This is a genomic window from Paractinoplanes globisporus DSM 43857 (assembly GCF_000379645.1).
GTDB lineage: Bacteria > Actinomycetota > Actinomycetes > Mycobacteriales > Micromonosporaceae > Actinoplanes > Actinoplanes globisporus.
Genome location: NZ_KB903298.1, coordinates 86,220 through 110,022, shown reverse-complemented (window position 1 = coordinate 110,022; position 23,803 = coordinate 86,220). Strand labels below are relative to the sequence as shown.

22 protein-coding genes are annotated in these 23,803 nt (G+C 71.1%); 12 read left to right on the top strand and 10 right to left on the bottom strand.

What is annotated here, in order from left to right:
• Both A3CQ_RS0112495 and A3CQ_RS0112490 read right to left on the bottom strand, forming a co-directional pair.
• Complete coding sequence (locus A3CQ_RS0112495) at positions 1 to 951, bottom strand: Acg family FMN-binding oxidoreductase (RefSeq protein ID WP_020511273.1); 951 nt, start codon at positions 949 to 951, stop codon at positions 1 to 3.
• Between the two features lie 53 nt (positions 952 to 1,004).
• Positions 1,005 to 2,693: a GAF domain-containing sensor histidine kinase gene (locus A3CQ_RS0112490; RefSeq protein WP_020511272.1), complete on the bottom strand. Its 1,689-nt coding sequence runs from the start codon at positions 2,691 to 2,693 to the stop codon at positions 1,005 to 1,007.
• Between the two features lie 108 nt (positions 2,694 to 2,801).
• Here A3CQ_RS0112490 and A3CQ_RS0112485 point away from each other — a divergent pair, with 108 nt between their 5' ends.
• The 5 genes from A3CQ_RS0112485 to cydC all read left to right on the top strand — a co-directional run bounded on the left by A3CQ_RS0112485 (position 2,802) and on the right by cydC (position 9,203).
• The gene (locus tag A3CQ_RS0112485; RefSeq protein WP_020511271.1) at positions 2,802 to 3,446 is read left to right on the top strand and encodes a response regulator; all 645 of its coding nucleotides are present in this window, start codon (positions 2,802 to 2,804) and stop codon (positions 3,444 to 3,446) included.
• Between the two features lie 75 nt (positions 3,447 to 3,521).
• Positions 3,522 to 4,916, top strand: coding sequence for a cytochrome ubiquinol oxidase subunit I (locus A3CQ_RS0112480; RefSeq protein WP_020511270.1), 1,395 nt, complete (start codon positions 3,522 to 3,524; stop codon positions 4,914 to 4,916).
• A gap of 17 nt (positions 4,917 to 4,933) precedes the next feature.
• Complete coding sequence (gene cydB, locus A3CQ_RS0112475; protein WP_020511269.1) at positions 4,934 to 5,929, top strand: cytochrome d ubiquinol oxidase subunit II; 996 nt, start codon at positions 4,934 to 4,936, stop codon at positions 5,927 to 5,929.
• A complete protein-coding gene (cydD, locus tag A3CQ_RS0112470; RefSeq protein WP_026205624.1) occupies positions 5,926 to 7,554 on the top strand; it encodes a thiol reductant ABC exporter subunit CydD in 1,629 nt (542 codons plus the stop codon). The genes cydB and cydD overlap by 4 nt, the downstream gene beginning before the upstream one ends.
• Positions 7,551 to 9,203: a thiol reductant ABC exporter subunit CydC gene (gene cydC / locus A3CQ_RS52560; RefSeq protein ID WP_157295762.1), complete on the top strand. Its 1,653-nt coding sequence runs from the start codon at positions 7,551 to 7,553 to the stop codon at positions 9,201 to 9,203. Before cydD ends, cydC begins: the two co-directional genes overlap by 4 nt.
• 476 nt (positions 9,204 to 9,679) lie before the next feature.
• Here the strand turns inward: cydC and A3CQ_RS0112460 are convergent, their stop codons facing one another.
• Entirely contained in the window at positions 9,680 to 10,066 is a 387-nt protein-coding gene (locus A3CQ_RS0112460) for a tautomerase family protein (RefSeq protein ID WP_020511268.1), read from the bottom strand.
• Positions 10,067 to 10,133: 67 nt separating this feature from the next.
• Here A3CQ_RS0112460 and A3CQ_RS0112455 point away from each other — a divergent pair, with 67 nt between their 5' ends.
• The 4 genes from A3CQ_RS0112455 to A3CQ_RS57295 all read left to right on the top strand — a co-directional run bounded on the left by A3CQ_RS0112455 (position 10,134) and on the right by A3CQ_RS57295 (position 13,396).
• Positions 10,134 to 10,577, top strand: coding sequence for a MarR family transcriptional regulator (locus A3CQ_RS0112455; protein WP_020511267.1), 444 nt, complete (start codon positions 10,134 to 10,136; stop codon positions 10,575 to 10,577).
• Between the two features lie 71 nt (positions 10,578 to 10,648).
• Complete coding sequence (locus A3CQ_RS0112450) at positions 10,649 to 12,340, top strand: MDR family MFS transporter (protein ID WP_020511266.1); 1,692 nt, start codon at positions 10,649 to 10,651, stop codon at positions 12,338 to 12,340.
• A gap of 51 nt (positions 12,341 to 12,391) precedes the next feature.
• Positions 12,392 to 12,721, top strand: coding sequence for a hypothetical protein (locus A3CQ_RS52555; RefSeq protein ID WP_020511265.1), 330 nt, complete (start codon positions 12,392 to 12,394; stop codon positions 12,719 to 12,721).
• Between the two features lie 48 nt (positions 12,722 to 12,769).
• Complete coding sequence (locus tag A3CQ_RS57295; RefSeq protein ID WP_157295760.1) at positions 12,770 to 13,396, top strand: DUF6518 family protein; 627 nt, start codon at positions 12,770 to 12,772, stop codon at positions 13,394 to 13,396.
• A gap of 321 nt (positions 13,397 to 13,717) precedes the next feature.
• Here the strand turns inward: A3CQ_RS57295 and A3CQ_RS0112435 are convergent, their stop codons facing one another.
• From A3CQ_RS0112435 to A3CQ_RS0112425, 3 genes are all read right to left on the bottom strand, one after another.
• Positions 13,718 to 14,911, bottom strand: a complete 1,194-nt coding sequence (locus A3CQ_RS0112435; RefSeq protein ID WP_157295757.1) for a serine hydrolase domain-containing protein — start codon at positions 14,909 to 14,911, stop codon at positions 13,718 to 13,720.
• A gap of 3 nt (positions 14,912 to 14,914) precedes the next feature.
• The gene (locus A3CQ_RS0112430) at positions 14,915 to 15,802 is read right to left on the bottom strand and encodes a hypothetical protein (protein ID WP_020511262.1); all 888 of its coding nucleotides are present in this window, start codon (positions 15,800 to 15,802) and stop codon (positions 14,915 to 14,917) included.
• 108 nt (positions 15,803 to 15,910) lie between these two features.
• Positions 15,911 to 16,117, bottom strand: coding sequence for a hypothetical protein (locus A3CQ_RS0112425; protein ID WP_020511261.1), 207 nt, complete (start codon positions 16,115 to 16,117; stop codon positions 15,911 to 15,913).
• An 85-nt stretch (positions 16,118 to 16,202) separates the two neighbouring features.
• Here A3CQ_RS0112425 and A3CQ_RS0112420 point away from each other — a divergent pair, with 85 nt between their 5' ends.
• Together A3CQ_RS0112420 and A3CQ_RS0112415 are read left to right on the top strand one after the other, a co-directional pair.
• Positions 16,203 to 16,670 carry a MarR family winged helix-turn-helix transcriptional regulator gene (locus A3CQ_RS0112420; protein ID WP_020511260.1) on the top strand — a complete coding sequence of 156 codons (468 nt, stop codon included), beginning with the start codon at positions 16,203 to 16,205 and terminating at the stop codon, positions 16,668 to 16,670.
• Positions 16,667 to 17,014: a hypothetical protein gene (locus A3CQ_RS0112415; RefSeq protein WP_020511259.1), complete on the top strand. Its 348-nt coding sequence runs from the start codon at positions 16,667 to 16,669 to the stop codon at positions 17,012 to 17,014. Before A3CQ_RS0112420 ends, A3CQ_RS0112415 begins: the two co-directional genes overlap by 4 nt.
• A 1-nt stretch (position 17,015) precedes the next feature.
• Here the strand turns inward: A3CQ_RS0112415 and A3CQ_RS63620 are convergent, their stop codons facing one another.
• The 3 genes from A3CQ_RS63620 to A3CQ_RS0112400 are packed head-to-tail and all read right to left on the bottom strand — an operon-like array spanning position 17,016 to position 20,364.
• Positions 17,016 to 18,881, bottom strand: a complete 1,866-nt coding sequence (locus A3CQ_RS63620) for an ATP-binding protein (RefSeq protein ID WP_020511258.1) — start codon at positions 18,879 to 18,881, stop codon at positions 17,016 to 17,018.
• Complete coding sequence (locus A3CQ_RS52545) at positions 18,878 to 19,396, bottom strand: hypothetical protein (RefSeq protein ID WP_020511257.1); 519 nt, start codon at positions 19,394 to 19,396, stop codon at positions 18,878 to 18,880. Before A3CQ_RS52545 ends, A3CQ_RS63620 begins: the two co-directional genes overlap by 4 nt.
• Positions 19,393 to 20,364, bottom strand: a complete 972-nt coding sequence (locus A3CQ_RS0112400) for a serine/threonine protein kinase (RefSeq protein WP_157295754.1) — start codon at positions 20,362 to 20,364, stop codon at positions 19,393 to 19,395. The genes A3CQ_RS52545 and A3CQ_RS0112400 overlap by 4 nt, the downstream gene beginning before the upstream one ends.
• Before the next feature lie 181 nt (positions 20,365 to 20,545).
• Between A3CQ_RS0112400 and A3CQ_RS0112395 the strand changes: the two genes are divergently transcribed.
• Positions 20,546 to 21,658 carry an endonuclease/exonuclease/phosphatase family protein gene (locus A3CQ_RS0112395; RefSeq protein WP_020511256.1) on the top strand — a complete coding sequence of 371 codons (1,113 nt, stop codon included), beginning with the start codon at positions 20,546 to 20,548 and terminating at the stop codon, positions 21,656 to 21,658.
• 511 nt (positions 21,659 to 22,169) lie between these two features.
• Here A3CQ_RS0112395 and A3CQ_RS0112385 read toward each other — a convergent pair.
• Positions 22,170 to 23,741, bottom strand: a complete 1,572-nt coding sequence (locus tag A3CQ_RS0112385) for a chitinase (protein WP_020511254.1) — start codon at positions 23,739 to 23,741, stop codon at positions 22,170 to 22,172.
• Positions 23,742 to 23,803: the final 62 nt, after the last annotated feature.

Sequence of the window (23,803 nt, the reverse complement as noted above, 5' to 3'; positions counted from 1 at the left end):
CTACTCGACTATGGTGATCACGTCGCGCGGGTCGCGGCGCGGCGTCGGCGGCGGGGGCGGCACCTCGGGCAGGTAGCCGAGGCGGACCACGAGGTAGGGCTCGCCGATCCCGGCGATCAGGCCGCGTACGAGGTGCCGGGGCCACTCGACCTCGATGGCGTCGCTGATCAGCGAGGTGGCCAGGCCGTCGGCGGTGGCGCGCAACAGCAGCGCGGAGAGCGCCTCACCGCCCTGCAGCAGCTCGACGGGCGTGTCGGAGTGGCCGAACAGCACGACGTACGCGGTGCCCTGGTCGTGCGCGTCCCCGCTGGGCAGCGCGGCGTCGCCGGCCGGGTCGAAGTCGCGCAGTGGCACCCGGCGCAGGTCCTGCTCGACACCGGTCGCGGGCGGCACTCCGTCCCCGGCGAAGTCGGGCCGGTTGGTCCAGCGGTCCAGCTCCGCCCGGTACGCCGGGTCGTCCCGCTCGGCGTTGCCGGCGAGCTCGGTGCTGATCGCCAGCTCGGTGACCTGCTCGGGGCGTACGAGATGAAGGTAGGCGCCCTCGGCCTCGACCAGACGACGCAGCGTGGTGAGCTCCTCGTCGCTGACCGGCCGGTCGCCGAAGGCGCGCCGGTCGCTGTGCCGGCGCGGAATCGCGGCGGCGAGGTCGGTCAGGGCCGGCTCGGCCGGTCCTTCCACGCGCACCGTGGCCAGCAGCATTCGCGACGGGTCGGGGGTGCGCGAGACCGAGACGGAGAATCCGGCCGCCGCGAGCGCGACCCGTGCGTGGTGCAGAGCGGCGCCGCAGCTGAGCAACAGCAGCCGCCCCTCCTTGTCGACGGCGTCGAGCTGACGAGCCGAGTCCGCGAACAGCTCCATCGTGTCGCCGGTGATCCGCCACGACCACGGCTGGGTGTTGAAAACCGAGGGTGCGTGCTGGGCCGCGCGGGCCGCGTCTTCGAGCGCTGTCATAAATCCACGATTGCGTACGAGGTGAGCACGCGTTCAGGGCCGAAGGTCCCGAGTTAGCTGGTGATCGGGGCTCGCCAGGTCACCACCGTGCCGCTGCCGCCGGGGCCGGGGCCGATCTCGAACGTCCCGCCGAGGTCGTTCGCGCGCTCACTCATGTTCACGATGCCGCCGCGCGCCCCGGCCGGGTCGGCGCCGATCCCGTCGTCCTCGACCCGCAGCACGACCTCCTGCCCGGTGGCCCGCACCGAGACCCGCACCCGGGCGGCGTGGGCGTGCCGGGCGACGTTCGACAGGGCCTCGCGCAGCACGGCCATCAGCTCGGGCACGATGTCGCCGGGGATGGCGCTGTCCACCGGCCCGATCGTGTCGAGCACCGGCCTGAACCCGAGCGTGGTCGCGGCGGCCTCGACCGTCTCGTGCAGCTCGCCGCGCAGCGACGGCCCCGTGGGCGTACGCAATTCGAAGATCGACCGCCGGATGTCGCGGATCGTGGCGTCGAGGTCGTCCACGGCCGCGTTGATCCGGGTGACCGCCTCGGGCCGGGCCGCGTGGGGCACGGCGCCCTGCAGCTGCATGCCGGTCGCGAACAGCCGCTGGATGACCACGTCGTGCAGGTCGCGGGCGATGCGCTCGCGGTCCTCGAGCACGGCGAACTGCTGGCGCTCCTCCTGCGCGCGGGCCCGCTCGAGGGCGAGTGCGGCCTGCCCGGCGAAGGTCGACAGCAGCACCGCCTCCTCGTCGTCGGCGACCCGCTCGGCGGGCTGGGTGACGATGAGCATGCCGCGGATCGTGTCGGCGGCGGTCAGCGGCGCGGCGAGCGCGGGGCCGTCCGGCACCGGCGCCGGCCACTCGGTGACCGTCGCCAGGCTCTCCACCACCCGGTATTTCTCCTGGCCGAGCTCGGTCTCGGCCTCCACGGGCACGCGCCGGCCGGCGAGTCCCTCGGCGCCCTCGGCCACCTCGATCGTGTAGCAGCCGGCCTCGTCGTCGTAGAGCAGCACCATGACCAGCTCCGCGCCGGCGACCTCGCGGGCCCGGCGGGCGATCAGCCGCAGGGCCTCGTTGCGGTGCGCGGCGCTGAGCAGCACCGCGGTGATCTCGGCGGTGGCCGCCAGCCAGCGCTCCCGGCGCTGGGCGAGCTCATAGAGGCGGGCGTTGTCGATGGCGACGCCGGCCGCGGCAGCCAGGGCCACCACGATCTCCTCGTCGTCCTGGCTGAACTCGGCGGCGCCCTGCTTCTCGGCCAGGTAGAGGTTGCCGAAGATCTGCTCGCGGATGCGGACGGGGACGCCGAGGAAGCTGTGCATCGGCGGGTGGTGCGGCGGGAAGCCGTACGAGTTGGGGTGCTTGCGGATGTCGGGCAGGCGCACCGGCTGGGGGTCGGTGATCAGCAGCCCGAGCACGCCCCGGCCGTGCGGCAGGTCGCCGATCTGGGCGTGGGTCGCGTCGTCGATGCCGTGGGTGATGAAGTCGATCAGCTCGGTGCGGTCGGCGCCCATGATGCCGAGCGCGCCGTATCTGGCGCCGGCCAGCGCGCAGGCGGCCTCGACGATGCGTTGCAGGGTGCTGCGCAGGTCGAGATCGCTGCCGATGCCGACCACCGCGTCCAGGAGTGCCCGCAGCCGCTCACGACTGGCCATGACGTCGCCGACCCGGTCGAGCATCTCGTGCAGCAGCTCGTCGAGCCGCACCCGGGACAGCGGGCCGAGCCCCAGCGACGGCGGTTCCGGGCGCTCCGACATGAGGCCAGGCTATCGGGCCATGCGATCAACAACACCGTCCGTTGGAGGTGAGAGACACGGGACTTTCGACCCTTGGACGGCCGGATCGCCGCACGATAGGAAAGGGGGATGATTCGCGTCTTCCTTCTCGACGACCACGAGGTGGTCCGCCGCGGCCTCATCGACCTGCTGCAGGCCGACGGCGACATCGAGGTCGTCGGGGAGTCCGGATCCGCGCAGGAGGCGATCCGGCGCATCCCGGCGCTGCGCCCCGACGTCGCGGTGCTCGACGCCCGGCTGCCCGACGGCAATGGCATCGACGTCTGCCGGGACGTGCGCGCGATCGACTCCACCATCAAAGGCCTCATCCTCACCTCGTACGAGGACGACGAGGCGCTCTTTGCCGCGATCATGGCCGGTGCGAGTGGCTATGTGCTGAAGCAGATCAGGGGGACCGATCTGGTCGATGCGGTACGCCGGGTCGCTGGGGGGCAGTCGCTGCTCGATCCCGCGGTCACCAAGCGTGTGCTCGAGCGGATCCGCAACGGTGTGGAGCAGCCGCAGGAGCTGGCCGGGCTGACCGATCAGGAGCGGCGGATCTTGGAGTTCATCGCCGAGGGCCTGACCAACCGGGAGATCGCCGGCCGCATGTTCCTGGCCGAGAAGACGGTGAAGAACTACGTCTCCAGCCTGCTCGCCAAGCTCGGCCTGGAGCGGCGTACCCAGGCCGCCGTACTGGCCACGCGCCTGCTCGGAGATCACAAGACCGGCTGACGGGACTTTCGGCCCTGCCGTCCGGGCCGCCTCGATCGAAAGACTCGCGGGTGACCCTGTCGAAAGGACTCGCCCGTGGACACGCTCGATCTGGCCCGGTGGCAGTTCGGGATCACCACCGTCTACCACTTCTTCTTCGTGCCGATCACCATCGGCATGTCGGCCCTGGTGGCGGGCCTGCAGACCGCGTGGGTACGCACCGGTAAACAGCAGTACCTGCGGGCCACCAAGTTCTGGGGCAAGCTGTTCCTGATCAACTTCGCGATGGGCGTGGTCACCGGCCTCGTCCAGGAGTTCCAGTTCGGCATGAACTGGAGCGCCTACTCGCGCTTCGTCGGCGACATCTTCGGGGCGCCGCTCGCGATCGAAGGGCTGCTCGCGTTCTTCCTGGAATCCACGTTCCTGGGACTGTGGATCTTCGGATGGGATCGGCTGCCCAAACGGATCCATCTCGCGACGATCTGGATCGCTTCGATCGGCACGATGCTGTCCGCGTACTTCATCCTCGCGGCCAACTCCTGGATGCAGCACCCGGTCGGGTACCGGATCAACCAGGAGGCCGGGCGGGCCGAGCTGACCAGCATCGGCAAGGTGTTCACGAACTCGACGACGCTGGTCACGTTCGCGCACACGATCAGCGCCTGCTTCCTCACCGCCGGGGCCGTGCTGCTCGCGGTCAGCGCCTGGCACCTCAAGCGCCGCAACCAGCCCGAGGTGTTCCGGCCCGGCCTCAAGCTCGGCGCGTGGGTGGTGCTGGTCTCCGCGGTCGCCGTGTTCATCTCCGGCGACACTCAGGCCCGGGTCATGACCGAGCAGCAGCCGATGAAGATGGCCGCGGCCGAGGCGCTGTGGAACAGCTCGGCGCCGGCCAGCTTCTCGATCTTCACGATCGGCACGCTCAACGGCAACGCGGACGTGTTCAGCGTGCGCATCCCCGACCTGCTGTCGCTGCTCGGCACCGGCACGCTCGACGGGGAGGTCGAGGGAATCAACAACCTCCAGGCCGAGTACGAGCAAAAGTACGGCCCCGGCGACTACAAGCCGAACGTCGCCGTCACCTACTGGTCGTTCCGCCTGATGATCGGCTTCGGCACGCTCGCGGCGCTCGTGGCGCTGGTCGCCCTGTGGTTCACCCGAGGCGGCCGCACCCCGCGCAACCGCTGGCTCTGGCTCTCCGCGGTCGTCGCGATCGGCCTGCCGCTGGCCGCCAACTCGTTCGGCTGGATCTTCACGGAGATGGGCCGCCAGCCGTGGACCGTCTTCGGCGTCTTCAAAACAGCCGAGAGCGTCTCACCGTCGGTGAGCACCGCCGACGCGGCGACATCACTGATCGTGCTGACCGTCCTCTACGGCATTCTCGCCGTCGTCGAGGTGGGTCTTTTCATCAAGTACGCCCGGGCCGGCGCGCCGGAGATCCCGCCGGACACCGGTGACGAGTCGCAGGACCGTCCGCTGGCGTTCGCGTACTGATTCCGAGGGGTCTGACCATGGAGCTCACCACCGTCTGGTTCTCGCTGATCGCGCTGCTCTGGGCCGGGTACTTCCTGCTCGAGGGCTTCGATTTCGGCGTCGGGATCCTGCTGCCGGTGCTCGGCCGGGACAATCGCGAGCGACGCCTGCTCATCAACACCATCGGCCCGGTCTGGGACGGCAACGAGGTGTGGCTGATCGTCGCCGGCGGCGCCACGTTCGCGGCGTTTCCGGAGTGGTACGCCACGCTGTTCTCCGGCTTCTATCTGCCGCTGCTGCTGATCCTCGTCGCGCTCATCATTCGCGGGGTCGCGTTCGAATACCGCGGCAAGCGGGACGACGACCGCTGGCGGCGGCGCTGGGACTGGTGCATCTTCGCCGGCTCGCTGGTTCCGGCGATCCTGTGGGGCGTGGCGTTCGGCAACATCGTCCGCGGGGTGCGGCTGGACGAGCACCACGAATACGTGGGCGGTTTCCTCGACCTGCTCAACGTCTACGCCCTCGTCGGCGGCCTGACCACGCTGGTGCTGTTCGTCTTGCACGGCGCCGTTTTCCTCGCATTGAAGACCGACGGCGAGATGCGGCAGCGGGCCGGTGCGCTGGCCGCGCGGCTGGCACCCGCGGCCATTGTGGTGGCCGGCGCGTTCCTTGCCTGGACCGCCATCGCCCACCACGACGCGGTCGGCCTCGTCCTGTTCATCGTGGCGGCGTTGTCCCTGGCCGGCGCCGCGGTGGCCACCCGGCTGCGGCGCGAGGGGTGGGCGTTCCTGGCGACCGGGGCGACGCTGGTGCTCGCCGTCATCGGGCTGTTCGTGACGCTGTTCCCGGACGTGATGCCGTCGACGATCGCGGACGCGAACAGTTTGACGGTGCACAATGCCTCGTCCACGCCGTACACGCTCAAGGTGATGACCTGGGTGGCGGTGTTCTTCACCCCGCTGGTGCTGCTCTATCAGGGCTGGACCTACTGGGTTTTCCGCAAGCGTCTGAGCGTCGAGAACATTCCGGCATGAAACCCCTCGACAGGCGGCTTCTGCGGTACGCGCGAGCCAGCCGGTGGTTTCTGGCGGCGACGGTGGCCCTGGGAGTCGCTTCGGCCGCGCTCATCGTCGGGCAGGCCGCAATTCTGGCGTACGGGATCAGTGCCGTGTTCCTCTCCGGGGCGACGGTCTCCTCGCTGATTCCGGCGCTCGCGGCATTGGCCGCCGTGACCGCGGGACGGGCTGCGATCGGATGGGCGCAGGAAACCGTCGCCGCCCGCTCGTCGGCCGCGGTGAAACAGGAGCTCCGGAAGCGGCTGCTGGCTCAGTCGGCCGCGCTCGGACCCGGCCGGGGACCCGCCACCGGCGAATTGATCGCGCTGGTCACCCGGGGCCTCGACGCCCTGGACGCCTATTTCTCGCGATACCTGCCGCAGCTGGTGCTCGCGGCGCTCGTACCGGCGGTGGTGCTCGCGGTTCTGCTGCCGGCCGATCTGGTCGCGACGGTGACGATCGCGCTGACGCTGCCGCTCATTCCGGTGTTCATGGCATTGGTCGGGCTGCATACCGAATCGGCCAACCGGCGGCAGTTCAGGCTGCTGGCCCGGCTCTCGCATCATTTCCTCGACGTGGTGGCCGGGCTCGCGACGCTCAAAGTCTTCGGGCGCGCCGGGGCCCAGGCCGAGAACATTCGCCGGGTCAGCGACGAGCAGCGGCGGGTCACCATGCGGACGCTGCGGATCGCGTTTCTCTCGTCGCTGGTGCTGGAATTGCTGGCCACGTTGTCGGTCGCGCTGGTGGCCGTCGGGATCGGGCTGCGGCTCGTCTCCGGGCATCTCGACCTGCGGACCGCGCTGCTCGTGCTGATCCTCGCGCCCGAGGCGTATCTGCCGCTGCGGCAGGTCGGCGCGCACTTTCACGCGAGCGCGGAGGGGCTGGCCGCCGCGTCCGCCGCCTTCGCGATTCTGGAGACTCCCGCGCCGGTCACCGGTTCGTCGCCGGCACCGTCGGGCGACATCTCCTTCGAGGACGTGGTGGTGCGTTACCGGGAAAGCGACGCGCTGCGGCTTTCCACGATTGTCACCCCCGGCTCTTTCGTGGCGCTGACCGGGCCGAGCGGATCCGGGAAATCCACCGCTTTGAATGTGCTGCTCGGATTCGCCGCGTGTGACTCGGGCCGGGTCACCGTGGGTGGTGTCGATCTGGCGACCGTCGACCCCGCGTCATGGCGGTCGGCCATCGCCTGGGTGCCGCAGCGGCCCTCCCTGTTCGCCGGGACGATCCGGTCGAACATCGCGCTGGGCCGACCGGGTATCCCCGATATCTCGGACATCGTGGGCGCCGCGCGGCAGGCGGGAGCGCACGATTTCATCGTCGAGCTGCCGGACGGGTACGACACGGTGATCGGCGACGACGGCGCCGGGCTCTCCGCCGGGCAGCGGCAGCGGATCGCCCTCGCCCGGGCCTTCCTCCGCGACGCGCCCCTCGTGCTGCTCGACGAGCCCACGGCCAACCTCGACGCCGGCACGGCCGCCGCGGTGATGGCGGCGATCGAGCGCCTCGCCTCCGGCCGTACGGTGATCATGGCGGCGCACCGGCCCGAGCTGATCGCCCTCGCCGACCGGATCGTCGATCTCACCCCGGCCGGTGTCCGATGAGGACGCGCTTCCTGGTGGCGGTGCTGGCCGGGGCCGGCGCGTCGGCGGCCGCGGTCGGTCTGATGGCGACCTCGGCGTTCCTCATCTCGCGGGCCGCCCTGCACCCGCCGGTGCTGCACCTCATGGTGGCGATCGTCGCCGTCCGCGCCTTCGGCATCGGCCGGGGCGTGCTGCGCTACGCGGAGCGCCTCACCGGCCACGACGCCGCGCTGCGCGCTCTGGGGCGTACCCGGATAAGGATCTTCACCCACCTGGCGAACGTCGCCCCCGCCGGCCTGGCCGGCTTCCGCCGCGCGGATCTCGCGCAGCGCCTCGCCGACGACGTGGACGCCGTGCTCGACCTGCTCACGAGGGTCGTGCTGCCGTACGCGGTGGCGCTCGTCGTGGGCGCGGCCTCGGTGCTGCTGGTCGGTTCGCTGTCGGCGCCGGCCGGGTTCACCCTCGCGTTCGGCCTGCTGGTGGTGGGCGTGGGCGTCCCGCTGCTGCAGTCGCGAGCGGCCCGCCGGGCCGACGGCCGTCTCGCGCCGCTGCGCGCCGATCTCGCCACCGCCACCGCCGACCTGCTGCACGGCCTGCCCGACCTGATCGCGTACGGGGCCGTGGACGCCCGGCTGGCCGAGTTGTCCGCGACCGGCGCCGCCCTGCGCACCGCCGAGCGACGGTCCAGCGTGATGGCCGGGGTGGCCGCGGCCGCGACCGCCGTGGCCACCGGCCTGTCACTGCTCGTGGGGCTGGCCGCCGGTGCGGTGGCCGTGCGTGGCGGGGTGCTGCGGGGCGAGTTGCTGGCCGTGGTCGTGCTGACCCCACTCGCCGTGTTCGAGACCGTCGGCGGGTTGCCGGCGGCGGCCCAGCGCCTCGCGGCCTGCCGTGCCTCGGTGCGCCGCCTGCGCGAGGTTCTCGCCGCTCGCTCCCCCGTGGTCACTCCCGCGTCGCCCGCGCCGCTGCCGGCCGGCCCGCACACCCTGCGCCTCGAGAACGTCAGCGCCGCCTGGCTTCCCGGCCGCACCGTCCTGCATGACGTGTCGCTCACGCTCGCCCCCGGCGACCGGGTGGCGCTGACCGGCCCGAGTGGATCGGGCAAGAGCACGGTCGCCGCTCTGCTCGTCCGCTTCCTCGACCCGGCCGGCGGGCGGGCCACCCTGGACGGCGTCGACCTGCGCTCGTTCACGCCGGAGCAGGTCCGGCGAATCGTCGGCTACCTGCCCGAGGACGCCCACCTGTTCGACACCACGATCGCCGCGAACCTCCGTATCGCCCGTCCTGACGCCACCGACGACGAGCTGCGTTCCGCGCTGGCCTCGGCCCGCCTGCTGAACTGGGTCGACACGCTCCCCGACGGCGTCGAGACCCTGGTCGGCGAGCACGGCCTGGCCCTGTCCGGCGGCCAGCGCCGCCGCCTGGCCCTGGCCCGCGCCCTCCTGGCCGACTTCGAGATCCTCATCCTCGACGAGCCCACCGAACACCTCGACGACGACACGGCCGCCGCCCTGACCCACGACCTCCTCTCCGCCGCCGGCCACCGCACGGTCCTGCTCATCACCCACCGCCCGGGCATAGCCACCCTCGTCGACTGCGCGGTCACCCTCGGCCCCACCGACCCCGAGCCGGTCAAGCCCCACTCAGTCCCCCGCGCGACCGCCGACGCCTAGGCTCGACCGCCACCCGGGCCCTCGCCACCACCCGGGCCCTCGCCACCACCGGGGCCCTCACCGCCACCTGCGCGCTCGCCGCCACGTCGGCGCTGCGCGCTGACCGCCGCCTCGGCGCTCACCGCCACCTTGGCCTTCGCCGCCATCTGAGCCTCGCCGCCACCTGAGCCCCCGCCGCCACCTGGGCGCTCACCGCCACTGGGCATTCGCCGCCATCTGAGCCCCACCGCGATCTGAGCCCCGCCGCCACCTGGGCGCTGACCGCCACTGGGCATTCGCCGCCATCTGAGCCCCACCGCCATCTGAGCCCCGCCGCCACCTGAGCCCTCGCCGCTACCTGAGCCCTCGCCGCCACCTGGGCGCTGACCGCCACTGGGCATTCGCCGGCGAAGCCCTGCCTGCCGGTCCATCCTGCCGACCGACCCCGCGCCTATCGGTGCGCGCCCAGCCGACCGGCCCCAACCAGTGGATGCCGGTCAGTGGGCGACCAGCGCGCCACCGACGCCGGTGCGGCCGTCCGGGGAGCCTACGAACTCGACGGTCACGCCCGGGCGCATCTGGGCGCCGAGGACCGAGGCGATCGCGTCGGTGACGGTCGTGGTCAGGCGGGACAGCACGTCGGTGGCGTCGGGGCGGTCGAAGACGGCGGCGCGGATGCCGAACGTCACGCGCGGGGCGGGTGCCTCGGCCAGCTTGCCGCCGATCCCCCAGCGGCCCTCGGGCACCCCGATCAGGAGGACCACGGCGATCTCGCGGGCCCACTCGCCGTAGACGTCCACGACCGCGTCGGTGAGGGCCTCGATCAGGGCCGGCTCGCGGCCGGTGAGATCAGTTTCGCGCGCGTGCACGGTGAGGTGCGGCATGCGTACCCCTAAAATGGTTTTGAAGTCAAATTGCCTTTGAGGTCAAAGCTAAAGGGGTGGCGCGAGCGTGTCAACCGACGATGCCGTCCGGGAGCTGATCATGCTGTTTCCGCGCCTGGTCGGGCGGGCCAAGCGGATCTCGCCGCCCGAGCAGTTGCGATCGTTCGACCTCGCGCCGCGTCACCTGTCGCTGTTGTCGCTGCTGCTGCTGGACGGGGCGCAGACGGTCTCGCAGCTGGCCGCGCGGCTCGAGGTGGCGCCGACCACGGTGAGCCTGCTGATCGGCGACCTGAGCCGGAAGGGCGTGCTGGTCCGCCGGGAGGACGAAGACGATCGACGGCGGCGCATCGTGGACATTTCCGATCAATCGCGACCGGCCATCGCCGAATGGCTCTCGCCGTTCGCGCGGGCGTGGCGCCAGACCCTGGCCGGGCTCTCGCCCCAAGAGCAGCGGCTCGTGGTCGACACGCTGCTCGCGTACGAGGCCGCCGTGACCGACATCGCACGCTAGTTCCCCGTCGAACCCGCTGGCGGCGCGGTTCGCTGGGTAGGGGTACGCCCAAGAAACCCAGGGGAGTCCGCATGAGCGCCGCCACCGCGTCCACCGTCCCGGCCGGATCGCCGCCGGGCACCCAGCTCACTCACCGGCAGGTGCTGCAGGTCCTCGGCGCCCTGATGCTCGGCCTGTTCCTGGCGGCGCTCGACCAGACGATCGTCGCGTCGGCCATCCGGACCATCGGCGACGACCTGCACGGGCTCAGCGTCCAGGCCTGGGTCACCACCGCGTACCTGATCACCGCCACGATCTCGACGCCGCTGTACGGCAAGCTCTCCGACATCTACGGGCGCAAGAAGTTCTTTCTCGCCGCCATCGCCATATTCGTGATCGGTTCGGCGGCGAGCTCGTTCGCGACGTCGATGTACCAGCTGGCCGCCTTCCGCGCGTTCCAGGGACTCGGCGCGGGCGGCCTCTTCTCGCTGGCGCTGGCGATCATCGGGGACATCGTGCCGCCCCGGGAGCGGGCTCGCTATCAGGGCTATTTCCTGGCTGTCTTCGGCACTTCGAGCGTGCTCGGCCCGGTGATCGGCGGCTTCTTCGCGGGCGCCGACTCGATCCTCGGGATCACCGGGTGGCGCTGGGTCTTCCTGGTGAACGTGCCGATCGGCATCGTCGCGCTGATCGTCGTGGCCCGGGTGCTGCACATCGACCAGGAGCGGCGCGAGCACCGGATCGACTGGTGGGGCGCGTTGTTCCTCTGTGTCGCTCTCGTGCCGCTTCTGATCGTCGCCGAGCAGGGCCGCGCCTGGGGCTGGGACTCGCCGCGCGCGATCGCCTGCTTCGCGGTCGGGCTCGTGGGCCTGGCGCTCTTCATCGGCGCCGAGCGCTTCATGAAGGAGGACGCGCTGATCCCGCTGCGGTTCTTCCGCAACCGCACGTTCGGACTCACCGCGGTCGGCGGCTTCCTCGTGGGCGCCGGCATGTTCGGCGGGCTCGCGCTGCTCCCGCTCTATCTCCAGATCGTCCGGGGCGCCACGCCCACCGAGTCGGGCCTGCAGCTGCTGCCGCTGACCGCCGGACTGATGATCGGCTCGGTCGTCGCCGGCCAGCTGATCAGCCGGACCGGCCGCTACAAGATCTTTCCGGTCCTCGGCGGTGCGCTGGCCGCGGTCGGGTTCTGGCTGCTGCACACCGTCGGCGCGAGCACACCCTTCGGGCGCACGGGAGCGTTCATGGCCGTACTCGGCCTGGGTATTGGTCTGATCCTGCAACCGATCACGCTCGCCGTGCAGAACGCGATGTCGCCCCGGGAGATCGGCGTGGCCACCTCGTCGGCGACGTTCTTCCGCCAGATGGGCGCGACGGCCGGCACCGCGGTGTTCCTGTCGGTGCTGTTCTCGACCGTCGGCGACAAGATCGCGGCGGCGTACCGGTCGGCCGGGGCGGGTGTGCAGCAGGCGCTCGCGAACCCGGCGATCGCGAACGACCCCGCGAACAAGCCGATCATCGAGGCGGTACGCGGCGGCGGGCAGATGAACTCGTCGGCGCTCAACGACACGTCGTTCCTCAGTCACGTGAACGCGGTCCTCGCGTACCCGTTCAAGGTCGGCTTCTCGGACTCGATGGACATGATCTTCATGATCGCGGCGGGCGTGCTGGTCGCCGCGCTGGTGATCTTCCTGTTCCTGCCGGAGCTGCCGCTGCGCACCCAGTCCGGGCTGTCCGCCCGCGCCGCCGAGACCGAGACCGAGATCGCTCGCGAACCGGCTGCATAATGTGCCTCCGGTCAGCGACTCGCGGCCGCACGTACGATGAGAGGCACGTCCATGACACAAGCCGCTGTTCAGGGTGCGGTCATCACCCTGCAGAGGCCGGCCGAGGCGACAAACGCGGCCCGCAGGTACAAGATTTACATCGACGACGTCAAGGTCGGGGCCATCCGCGTCGGCAAGACGATCGAGATCCCGGTCGCGCCCGGCCAGCACCGGATCAAGGCCAAGATCGACTGGTGCTCGAGCCCCGAGCTCATCGTCACCGTCGGCCCCGGCCAGCGCGCCGCCCTCGCGGTCGGCACGTCCGGCTCGATCCTCAGCATGCTGGCCAATCAGATCTTCGCGCCGCACAAGTACCTGGCGCTCACCCCCGCCCAGGGCTGACCCCGGCCGTCCCCCGTTCCGCTCGCGAGAGGTATCTATCGTGATCGGATGCGATCGATACGGGGGATGGTCGCCGCGGCGGCGACCGGTCTGACGCTGGGCGCCGTCGCGGGATTCGCCGACTGCGTGCCCTTGCTGCTCAACGAGGTCGGCGAGGCACGGGCCGACCGGAGCGGCTGGTCGCAGGCGTCGGAGTTCGTGAGCCTCATCCTCGACTCGGGCTGGGCCTGGGCCGCGACGGGCGTGCTCGCCGGCTGGCTGGCCGGCCGCGAACGACGGGCCCTGCGCGGCGCGGTGGCCGGCTTCCTCGCCCTGGCGGTCGCTGTCGTGGCCTTCTACGGCGTCGAGACGCTCTTCGCCGACGGCTGGGGATCGTCCGGGCAGGTGCGGTTCTGGCTGGTCCCGGCCCTGGTGTTCGGCCTGCCGCTGGGCGCGCTCGGTGCCGTGGCCCGCGACGGCGGGATCGCCGGAGCGCTCGCGGCGGTGGTCGTCCCGGCCGGCGCGGTGCTCAACACGGTGGTCCTGCCGCTGCCCGGCGAGAGCCGCATGGCGGTTCCCGCGCTCGTCACCATTTGGACCGGAGCTGTCGCTGCCACCGCGCTGATCGTCGCCCGTGCCACGCATGACCTCCGGCGTCCCCGGGCGGAGACAAAGGCCGGGGCCGGGCAAGCCTGAAGCTCCCCGATGCGGAGCGGCCGCCCCATGCCCGGCCGCCCCGCGCTGTGTTGTGCCGCGCGATCCTGGATAACGCGAGGCCCGGGCCGGTCCGGGCCCGGGCCTCTCGCTGCCAGCCCCACTGGAGAAGTTGGCGACGGCACCCCACGCGGGGGGTCGGCGCGTGGGATGCCGTCGGCCAGGTGAGAGCGGGGTTGGGCTGTTCCGCCGGGGACGTGCGCCGCCAGTTCCTCCCTTCGGTCCCTAGAGCGGGTGTCAGGCACGGTGGAGCCCCCGGCGGACATCTAGGGGTGATGCGCCGGTGTCGCGGGTGTGGCTTGTCTAGCGGGTGGTCGCGAAGTGATCGGCGACCCGCCGCAGGGCGGTGATGGTCTCGAGGTCGCGGTTCTCGTCGTCCTGGGTGGGCCAGGCGCTGGTCTTGACGATGACCACGTCGGCCGAGTGGTCGACGAACAGGTACTGCCCGTGGACGCCGAGGCCGCTGAACGCGTCGAAGCAGGCGCTGCCGAGCGTCCACCACTGGTTGCTGTAGCCGTAGTGCGAGTAGCCGCTCGGGCCGAGCTCGCCGACCGCCAGCTGCGGCTGGTCGCTGCCGCGGCTGCGGCGTACCCACTCGCGGGGGACGACCTGCCGGCCGGCCACGACGCCGTCGTTGACCATGAGCATGCCGACGCGGGCGAGGTCGCGCGCGGTCGCGTTGAGCGAGCCGCCGCCGATCGCCGATCGCGGACGGGCCCGGGTGAGCCAGTAGTAGGCGTCCCGGTCGGCGCCGAGGTGACGCCACAGCCGGTCGGAGCAGTACGTCGCCAGGGACATGCCGGCCGCGGCCTCGAGAACCCAGCCGAGGACCTGCGTGTCGAAGGTGGAGTAGTTGAAGTGGTCGCCGGCGGTCGCGGTGCGCGGCGCGCCCCGTACCACGGCGGCGACGTCGCCACCGCCCATGATGGCCTGCTCGAAGCGCTTGATGCCCGAGTCGGGAACGTCCCAGACCTCGAGATCGCCGACGCCGCTGGTCATGTTGAGCAGGTTGTTGACGGTGACTTCCTCGTACGCCGTGCCCTTGAAGTCGGGGCGGTAGTCGGCGACGCGGTCGTACAGGCTGTCGATCGTGCCCTCGTGCAGGGCGATCCCGACCAGCAGCGACGTGATCGACTTGGAGACGGAGAACAGCTGCATCCGGGTACGGGGGCCGGCGAACACGCCCGGGTAGTACTCGTGGACGATGCGGCCGTTGTGGACCACCACGAACGTCGTCGTGTTGGTGCGGCGGTGCAGCTCGGCGAGCGACCGGTCGCGACCCTCGAAGCGGTACGTCAGATCGAGGTGGTGGGGATCGTAGTGAAGGGGCCGGTGCACCTCGCCGCGTGCCACCCGCTCACTCGGCATCAGCCAGTTCATGTGAGTGAAGGTCCACTCGTTGAACGGCCGCCGCATGATCAGGTCACCCTGCCGGTCCCACCAGGAGGGGGATTTGGCCACGCTGGGGCTGGCGGGCCTCTCCGTGGTACTGGTCATCGGTTACTCCCCGTGCTCGGACGGTTGCACTAAGCTTTCGAACTGTTCACGAAGAGTCGGGCTCTTTGGTTCACCGGCGGGAACGAGATAGCTGTTCATGATCCCGAGGATGGCCATGCCGGCAACGTTGTCTCCCGAGCCCTCGCCGAGCAGGTCGGAACCGGGGTCGCCCAGCTGCCGGACGGCGAAGCCCTCGACGATGGCGGCCAGGATGTTGGTGAACTGTTCGAGGGTGATGCCCTCGCGTAACCGGTAACCGCGGGCGGCGATCGTCTGCTCGTACACCTTTGACCAGGGCTCGAGCGCGCCCGCGTAGTTGCTGGCGATCGTGTCGTGGATGCGGTCGTTGCGGTCGGCGGTGGCGCAGACAATCAGCTGGAGCCGGAACAGCGGCATCCGGCAGATGGCCATCACCTCGTGCAGGATCGAGCGGTCCACGGCGTCGACGAAGCTCTCGTCGGACGCGAGCCAGTCACCACGGGTCTCCAGTTCGGCACCGTACTGGGGGTCGTAGTTCATGGCGTGGAACAGGAAGGCGAGCAGGTCGTTCAGGTAGTCGTCGTGGCTGGCCCAGGTCGAACGGTACGGCCCGGTGCCACGCTGACGGAGGAACGGCGGCTCGAGGCTCGCCACCTCACGGGACAGCGCCCGCTCCGACAAGAAGCTCAGGCCCGACCAGTACTCCTTGCAGCCGTCGGCACGAGCGGGAACCACCGCTGGGGCGCCCAGGTTGCGCTCGACGAGATTCGCCCCCGCCTTGAGGTACGAGGCGACCTTCAACGAGTTCACCAGGGCGGCGCGGGTCGACTCCCGCACACCCTTGACCCGGGTGACGATGCCGGAAAAGTCCTGGCTGTAGGGGTAAGGCAGGTCTTTCTTGCCGTACGTCATGACCTGATTGTTGTCCGAATCCAGGACTCTTCAAGTGCGCACGTGCGTAGTACTCGGAGGCTACGCCTCGTCAATCATCGATAAATTCGGGTGACTATTTGTAACCGCTCAATTGCTCTCTGAAATCGTCCCAGCTCGGCGGCGCTCTCTTTGCTCCCGAGAGTAGCGCTTCCGGTTCTCCAGGTCGCGCTTCCACTGCTCCCGCGCGCCGAGATCGCAGCCCTGAACGGCACCTTTCGTCTGCGCCGGGCCGATCAACGAGCGGAACGCCCAGTCGTCGAACGTCTCGTGCCACCACTTCCCGAACCGGCTCATGACCCCTCCCGAGGAAAGTTTGTACCCCAACCGTTGGTGTACAAACTATCGGTAGACTGGGGCGGACCTGAAGGGGGTACGGCCGATGAGTGACGCGCTCGACATCGCGGATCCGCTGGCGCTGGAGGAGCAGGTCTGCTTCGCGCTGTCGGTCGCGGCCCGCGGCGTGGTGGCCGTCTACCGCCCGCTGCTCGAGCCGATGGGCCTGACCCATCCGCAATACCTCGTGATGCTCGCGCTGTGGCAGCACGCGCCGCTGTCGGTCCGCCGCCTCTCCGAGCTGCTGCAGCTCGACCCGGGCACGCTGTCCCCGCTGCTCAAGCGGCTCGAGGCGATCGGTTACCTGCGCCGCGAGCGCAAGCCGGGTGACGAGCGCAGCCTCGCCATCACGCTCACCGAGTCGGGCCGCGCGCTGCGGGCCGAGGCCGAGAAGATCCCGCCGGCCGTGGTCCAGCGCCTCGGCATGCCGATCGAGGAGCTGCGCCACCTGCACGCGGCCCTGACCCGGGTGATCTCCGCGGCGTCGACGACCACCGATACCATCCGGCCATGAAGCGGTGGGGCCTGTTCCTGTTCGGCGCCGGGGCCGGCGCGGTGGCCGGCGTACAGATCGGTGGTCCGGCGATGCTGCCGGCGCTTGTCGCGGTCGCCGCGGGCCTGCTCCTGCTCGCTCTCGGCGCTCGCTCCGGCCAGGGCGATCTGGTCGGCGACGCGATGGCGGCCCGCGGCACCCCCGAGGCCGCGAAGCCTTCGCTGGCCGGCCTCGGCTCGCGCGTCGAACAGATCCTGTCGCTCGCCAAGGCGCAGGCGGACGACCACATCGCCACGGCGGAGGCCACCGCGGCCCGGATCGTGGCCGAAGCCCGCGCCGAGGCCGCCCGCATCAGTCCCGAATAGGTCAGTCGTCGAAGAACGAGGACTGCCGGGAGAAACGGACGATCACGTCGGCGTCCGCGTTCGGCGGCGGGGCGTTGTCGGCCACCACGACCTGCGCACCCGCGCCCGGACCGGCCAGCCACCGGGAAAGATGCTGGTAGACGCGGGCGATCACCGTGTCGTCGTGGCCGAGGTTCTTCTGCGGACTGTCCAGCAGCAGGAAGCCCGGGTGCGACGAGCGGGTCTCCCAGGCCAGCTCGAAGACGGCCAGCTGCCACGCGAGGGCGATCAGCGTGCGGGCGCCCGAGGACGCCGCCGTGTACGGCTCGCCGCGCGTGAAGGGGGTCAGGTCTTCCGACACGTACGCGTCGGAGGCTCCTGGGAAGTCCCACTCGCGCAAGATGTCCCGGAAGCGCGAGCCCAGCTGGGCTATCACCGACGCCCGCTCGGCCGCCGGGGCCATCGCCCGCTCGTCGCGCAGCGACGACAGCTGGGCCTGCTGGTTGTCCACCGCGTCGGCCCGCTGCTGAAGGCTGCCGAGCAGCCGCAGCCCGTCCACCGCCCGCTGCAGGGTCGCCGCCGCCTCTTCCCGCCGCCGGGCCAGGGCATCGCGCTGCGCGAGATAGGGCGTCACGGCGTGGGCGGTCGCGGCGTCCACCTCGGCCGCCGCCCGCGATTCCGCCTCCTGCGCCCGCTCGGAAAGAACCCGCAGCCGAGGAATCTCCTGCTCCAGCGACTCGAGATAGTCCGTGAGCTCGGCCAGTCGCGCCCGCGCCGAGCGCAGCTCGCCCTGCACGTCGGGCGGGCCGGCCGGCTCGATCGCGGCATCGCAGGCCGGGCAGCGCGAGGCGCCGGCCTCGACCGGGGTCAGGCAGGACGGGCAGATGTCGGCGCGCATCGGCGGGAACAGGCTGGCCGCCTCGGTCAGCATCACCAGTTTGCTCACGTCGTCGGCGTACGTGATCCGCAGTGAGGTCATCCGCTCGGCCTGAGTCTCGCGGTCGCGCAACAACGCGGCCGCCCCCCGCGCCTCCTCGCCGGCCTGCCGATGCCGTTCGCGCAGCTCCCCGGCGAAGCCGGTGGCCGCGCGCGCCCGGGCGTCCAGCGCCGCCGTCTCCATCGCGCAGGCGGCCAGCTCGGATTTCGCGGCCCGCTCCAGATCGGCCAGTTCCTCCCGGGTCGCCGGCTCGAGCTCGGTGACGAAGGCGCGGGCTGTCCGGTACGCCTCGCGGGACGCGTTCTGCGCCGCCTCCAGCGTGCGGATGCGCCGGCCCAGCTCGATCGCCCGGTCGTCGTGCACGTCGAAGACCACGTCGATGACCTGGCGCAGCTTGAGGTTCTTCATCGGGGCGCTCTCGAAGAGCAGGTCGCGGTCGTCGAGGCGCTCGTTGGCGAGGAAGCACAGCCACATCAGGTCGCGGAAGCTGAGCGGGTCGGTCACCGCGTCGCCGGCGGCCAGGCGGTCGCGCAGCCGCACGCCCTCCAGCTTGCAGTGCGAGAGCAGCAGGCTGGAGAGGCTGTTGGGCGCTCCGGCCGGGCGCAGCGGCCGTCGCTCGGGCGCGGTGGCGCCGGCCTCATCGAGACGACCGGGGCAGACGTACGCGTAGGTGGACGGCTCCCCGACGGCGCGTTCGATCAGGTACGGCGTGCCGGAGAGCTCGACCTCGAGAGTGGCGGCCCGCACCCGCGGCATGATCGCCGGGTGCTCGGACGCGCCGAGGCAGTAGTCGACGAACTCGAGAATCGTCGTCTTGCCGGTGCCGAAGGCGCCCGCGATGACCGAGAGCGGTCGTGGCGCGTCGGCAGGGCCGCGGAAGTCCACATCGTACGCCCGGTCCTCGGCGTGCAGGCGCAGCCGCCGGACCCGGATCCCGTGGATGCGTCTCATACTCCGTCGTCCTTCGAGATGTGGGCGGGGTGGAAGGGAGCGGCAGCGAGGGAACGGCGTACGGCATCTCTGAGTCTACGGCCGCTGAGCCGTCGCAGCCTCCGCATAATGATCTGCGCGGCCGTCCTGTAGGAACGGGCATAAGTCGCAGTAAAGGCACCGGCCGCCGTCCGCCCGGCCGGAGTGAGCCGGTACCGCATCCGCCCGGCCGCCGAAACGGTGGCCAGACCCTCCCCCACCAGCACGGACAGATCGCGGGCGAGCCGCTGCTGGGCGGTCGCGAGGCGCTGCCCGGCACTCGCGTAAGCCACCGCGCGGTCGTCGAAACCGGCCATGAGCAGCGTCATCCGATCAGGATCATCATCATCCCGTACGAGGAGAAGCGGATGCGCGGCCAGGAAGTCGTAGACGCCTATCCGCTCGGCGTCGAGGCCCTCGGGCGCGTCGGCGGCGGCCGTGTCGAGCAGCAGCAAGAGGCGGGCGCAGCGGAACGCCGCCAGATCGTCGGGGTTCACGGCATCTCCTCCCGGGCGATGGCCCGCCAGTGCCGCACCCAGCCGGCCCGGCGCCGCTGCACGATGCGGTGCATGAGGCCGCAGCGGTGCACGCGACCGGCGCGCAGCTCGGCCGGGAACGCGCCCGACTCGCGGATCTCCCCCATCACCGCCGCGTGCAGGCCCGGCAGCATCGGATCCGCACGCTGCTGCAGGGCGGCGTTGAAAAAACCTTCCCAGATTCCGTACGCGACGGCGTCCGCCTCGGCCAGCGCGTCCAACTCGGCCCGGACGCCCTTGTCGGCGATCTCCCGGGCGAGCAGGTCGGCGTTGAAGTACTCGTGCTTGGCCGACCCGACCTCCTCGTGCCCGGCGGCGCGCAGCTGACGCACGAAGAGCGCCTGCTCCAGTAGGTCGGCGACGTCGGTTTCGAGCTCGCGGAGCGGCCGGCGAGAGGTGACCGGCTCGTAGGGGTCGTAGTAGTGCCGCCGCACGTGCGCGGCGTCCGGCCGGGCGAGCATCTCCCGCAGCGTCGTCTCGTGCCACAGGTCGATGGCCACGCCGGTGTCGCGGCGGCGGCGCGCCGACCACCGGTCCCACCAGCGGGCCGTCGCCGGGTCCATGCTGGCCGGAACGCACAGCACCCAGCGCCGCAGCTGGTACCCGTTGCGCTCGGCCGCGGCCAGCGCGGAGTCGAAGGACTCCCGGATCTGCGCCTGCTGGGATCGGGTCACGACCGGCCAGAAGTACTTGGACTGCCAGATGACCACCATCCCCGACAGGTCGCCGAGGAGCACGTCGATGCCCCAGTCGCCGGGGTGGGCGGCGATCTGCCGCGCTCCCGGATGGACGGCGGCGAGCAGCATGGCCAGCATCTGCTCGAAGTCGTCGCGGGCGCCGGCCAGGTTGCCCGCCCGGATCTGATGGGCCGCGAAGTTGATCGGAGGCTCGCCCGCGGCGAGCCTCGACATGGCAGCCGGTGACGACATCACCCCTCCCCGCTGCGATCATGGATGCTGCGACCCCGAAGATCACTATCACTCGCCCGGATGACCAGCTGCAATCGATCGAGCACCCAAAGTAATAAGTTCCAAGATTCTTCACCCGCCATTGGTCGCGCCACCGACTCCCCGATGTCCACAGCCGACAGTGTCTCCCTCAGGAGGGACGATGCGGATCGCCGCCTTCAACGTCGAGAACCTGTTCAACCGGGCCCGCGCGCTCGATCAGCGCACCTGGTCGGCCGGCCGGCCGGTGCTCGAGGCGTACGAGAGAATATGTGGTCTTCTCGAGGAGCCGGTCTACGACGAGGTGATCCAGCGGGAGATCCTCCGCGAGCTGGGCCGGCTGGGCCTGCGCAACGGCGACACGGCGAAGTTCGCGCGCCTGCGGCAGAACCGGGGCCGGCTGCTGCGCCGCTCCCGCGACGGCAAGGTCACGGTGGTCGCCGGCGGACGACCGGATTGGATCGGCTGGGTCGAACTGACCACGGATCGATGCGACGAGCTCGCCCTCGAGCACACCGCGCGCGTCCTGCGCGACGTCGGCGCGGACATCGTCGGCGTGATCGAGGCGGAGAGCCGCTTCGCCCTCAAGCGCTTCGCCGACGCCGGCGTGGTCACCGACGGGCGCCCGCGCTACCCGCACGTCATGGTCGTCGACGGCAACGACGAGCGTGGCATCGACGTCGGCGTGCTCTCCGCGGCCGGCTTCCCGCTGGTCGGCCAGCAGAGCCACGTCGACGACGTCGACCACGTCGGGCGCGTCTTCAGCCGCGACTGCGCCGAGTACCACTTCCGCACTCCCGGCGGCGCGCGGGTCGCGGTCCTCGTCAACCATTTCAAGAGCAAGGGGTACGGCGGAAAGCTGGCCTCCGACGCGATCCGGCGCCGGCAGGCCGCCCGCGTGGCCGACATCTACCGCGATCTGATCGCCGACGGGATCGAGCACGTCGCGATCGTCGGCGACCTGAACGACACCCCCGAGAGCGAGCCGCTGGCGCCGCTGCTGACCGGCACCGACCTGCGCGACATCTCGACCCACCCGGCCTTCGACGACAACGGCCGCCCCGGCACCTACGGTTACTGCACGGCCCGCAACAAGCTCGACTACGTCCTGCTCTCGCCGTCACTGTTCGCCGCGGCCCGAGGCGGAGGCATCTTCCGCCGCGGCGTCTGGGGCGGCAAACGAGGCACCTTGTGGCCCATCTACTCGACAATGACCGCAGCCGTGCACGCCGGCTCCGACCACGCCGCCATCTACGCCGACATCGACCTCCCCTAACCACCGTCCCGGGGCCGCTTGGGTTGCCATGGCCCGGCTCGTGCCCGGTTGCGCGGGCGGCCGCCGCCCGCGGTGGGTTGCCACGGCCGGCTTGTGCCCGGGTGCGCGGGCTGCCGCCGCCCGCGGTGAGGTGCCTGGTCGCGCTGCTCGCCATGGCCCGGGTCGTGCCGGGTTGCGGCGAGTGCGGCCCGTCACGGTGGACGATATGCGGCCGATGCCGGGAACGCGATGCGGCGGGTTGATCTCGCCCGTCGCCCTCCGCGCAGACATTGATGAGCTCGTGTTCGCTACGCACACGAAGTCATCCTTCGCCGACCACCGCTGAACGTTGAGAAGCAAGTGTTCGCCACGGACACTTGCGCTTCAAACTTGCGCGAAGGGGCGCGAGGAACGCCGGCCGCAGCCTCCGCAACCACGCACGACCCGGGCCTTGGCAAGCAGCCCGGCCGTCCACCGAGCGCGACCGGCGGCACCGCGCCCAGCCACGCGCGAGGCCGGGCCGCGGGAGCGGTCAGTTGGTGATCGGCTCGCCGGGGATCGTGAACAGGGTCTTCCAGGGGTCGTCGGGGGCGATGGGGTACTCCGTCGACGGGACGTCGCCCTTCGTGGTCCAGCGGGCCTCGTACGGCAGTCCGTTGAACAGGACTCGGTCGCCCTTGGCGTAGACGGTGGTGGAGCTCCACTTGGCGGTCACGCCGGTGACCGTGGGGGTGGGCTTGGGGGCCGTGTCGGTCTTGGTGACCGGGCCGATCACCGACCACGGGGTGGGGGTCAAGCCGGTGGCGGAGGGGTCGACGCCCGTGCTCGACCACTTAGCCTCGTAGACGACGCCGTGCCAGACGACCTTGTAGCCGGCCACGTACTGGGCGGTCAGGCGCCAGACGGGGTAGGGGCTGGTGGACGGGTCGTCGACGGTCGGGGACTGGTCGGGGATCGCCACGGCGTCGCGGCCGGAGGTGCCGATCGAGGTGCCGGGGAGGTCGGCGAAGACCTTCGAGAAGGTCAGGGCGTCCTGGGTCACGCCGCTGCACGTGTTGGAGTGCACGACGACGTTGGTGAAGGTGCCGGTGCAGGGCGCGTCGCGGTTCAGTGACCACATCGAGACCCGGCCGAGGCCGTTGTCGACGGCGAACTGGGCCAGGCCCTGCGCGTCGGCGACGGTGAAGCGCTCGGCGTCGACGTCGTTCTGGCCGATCATCGGGGTGGCGCCGATCCGGGACCACACCTGGGGCGAGGTCAGCTTCACGCCGAGGCGCAGGTAGAGATCGGTCAGCTGCTTGTGCGTCGCGTTGAGGGCGCTGGTGCTCAGATCGAGCATGTCGGGCGATTTCGCGGTCGTTCCGTAGTCCATCGTCATCACGTTGACGCCGCGCAGCGAGACCCCGCCCTCCAGCGTCGTGCGGACCGCGTTGAGCCCGTCGGCGGTCAGGCCGTCGGGGCTGACCGGCAGCGTGAGCCAGACGGTCAGATCACCCTCGGCCTGCAGCGTCTTGAGCGCGGCCGCCCGGCGCTGCAGCGACGCGGTGTCGGCGACCGCCGTGCCCTCGATGTCCAGGTCCAGGGTGCCGACGTCATAACGCTTGATCAGCTGCCGGTACGCGTCGGTCAGCCGCGCCTGGTCGGTGCAGGCGACCGCGAGCTCGGTGTTGGTGAGCCCGCCGACGCTGAGCATGACGTCGCCGCCGGCCGCCCGCAGCTGGCTGATCCGGCGGTCCAGCTCCAGCGACGAGGCCGCCTCGTCCGGGGTGTAGGCGCCGCCCCAGCTGGGCGCGCAGCCGTCCTTGGGGTCGGCCACCACGAAGGCGAGCGCCACGTCGTTGGCCGGGTTCGCCGCCGGGTCCTGGAACTCGAACGTCGGGGTCAGCGTGACGTCCACGTAGGGGACGGCCCACGACTTGGCGGTCGCCCCGGCCGAGTTGCGCACGTGCCGCACCCCGAACCAGCCGCCGGCGCCGAGCGCACCGATCACCAGGATCAGGAACCCCAGGCGCCACCACGACAGCCGCTGCTCCGGGCCCTCCGGCTCCGGCCAGTCGGGATCGGCGAGCGGATCGGCCGCGAGTGTCGCGCTGTCGGTGGGCACAGCTCTCGGATCGGCAGATCGCGGACCGAACTGAACGCCCGCCGCCACCCAAACCTTCAGCC

What these genes read in the sequence shown, in the direction of transcription:
- A3CQ_RS0112495 (WP_020511273.1), bottom strand. Translation starts at nt 951, where the DNA reads ATGACAGCGCTCGAAGACGCGGCCCGCGCGGCCCAGCACGCACCCTCG.
- A3CQ_RS0112490 (WP_020511272.1), bottom strand. Translation starts at nt 2,693, where the DNA reads ATGTCGGAGCGCCCGGAACCGCCGTCGCTGGGGCTCGGCCCGCTGTCC.
- A3CQ_RS0112485 (WP_020511271.1), top strand. Translation starts at nt 2,802, where the DNA reads ATGATTCGCGTCTTCCTTCTCGACGACCACGAGGTGGTCCGCCGCGGC.
- cydB (WP_020511269.1), top strand. Translation starts at nt 4,934, where the DNA reads ATGGAGCTCACCACCGTCTGGTTCTCGCTGATCGCGCTGCTCTGGGCC.
- cydD (WP_026205624.1), top strand. Translation starts at nt 5,926, where the DNA reads ATGAAACCCCTCGACAGGCGGCTTCTGCGGTACGCGCGAGCCAGCCGG.
- cydC (WP_157295762.1), top strand. Translation starts at nt 7,551, where the DNA reads ATGAGGACGCGCTTCCTGGTGGCGGTGCTGGCCGGGGCCGGCGCGTCG.
- A3CQ_RS0112460 (WP_020511268.1), bottom strand. Translation starts at nt 10,066, where the DNA reads ATGCCGCACCTCACCGTGCACGCGCGCGAAACTGATCTCACCGGCCGC.
- A3CQ_RS0112450 (WP_020511266.1), top strand. Translation starts at nt 10,649, where the DNA reads ATGAGCGCCGCCACCGCGTCCACCGTCCCGGCCGGATCGCCGCCGGGC.
- A3CQ_RS52555 (WP_020511265.1), top strand. Translation starts at nt 12,392, where the DNA reads ATGACACAAGCCGCTGTTCAGGGTGCGGTCATCACCCTGCAGAGGCCG.
- A3CQ_RS57295 (WP_157295760.1), top strand. Translation starts at nt 12,770, where the DNA reads ATGCGATCGATACGGGGGATGGTCGCCGCGGCGGCGACCGGTCTGACG.
- A3CQ_RS0112435 (WP_157295757.1), bottom strand. Translation starts at nt 14,911, where the DNA reads ATGACCAGTACCACGGAGAGGCCCGCCAGCCCCAGCGTGGCCAAATCC.
- A3CQ_RS0112430 (WP_020511262.1), bottom strand. Translation starts at nt 15,802, where the DNA reads ATGACGTACGGCAAGAAAGACCTGCCTTACCCCTACAGCCAGGACTTT.
- A3CQ_RS0112425 (WP_020511261.1), bottom strand. Translation starts at nt 16,117, where the DNA reads ATGAGCCGGTTCGGGAAGTGGTGGCACGAGACGTTCGACGACTGGGCG.
- A3CQ_RS0112420 (WP_020511260.1), top strand. Translation starts at nt 16,203, where the DNA reads ATGAGTGACGCGCTCGACATCGCGGATCCGCTGGCGCTGGAGGAGCAG.
- A3CQ_RS0112415 (WP_020511259.1), top strand. Translation starts at nt 16,667, where the DNA reads ATGAAGCGGTGGGGCCTGTTCCTGTTCGGCGCCGGGGCCGGCGCGGTG.
- A3CQ_RS63620 (WP_020511258.1), bottom strand. Translation starts at nt 18,881, where the DNA reads ATGAGACGCATCCACGGGATCCGGGTCCGGCGGCTGCGCCTGCACGCC.
- A3CQ_RS0112400 (WP_157295754.1), bottom strand. Translation starts at nt 20,364, where the DNA reads ATGTCGTCACCGGCTGCCATGTCGAGGCTCGCCGCGGGCGAGCCTCCG.
- A3CQ_RS0112395 (WP_020511256.1), top strand. Translation starts at nt 20,546, where the DNA reads ATGCGGATCGCCGCCTTCAACGTCGAGAACCTGTTCAACCGGGCCCGC.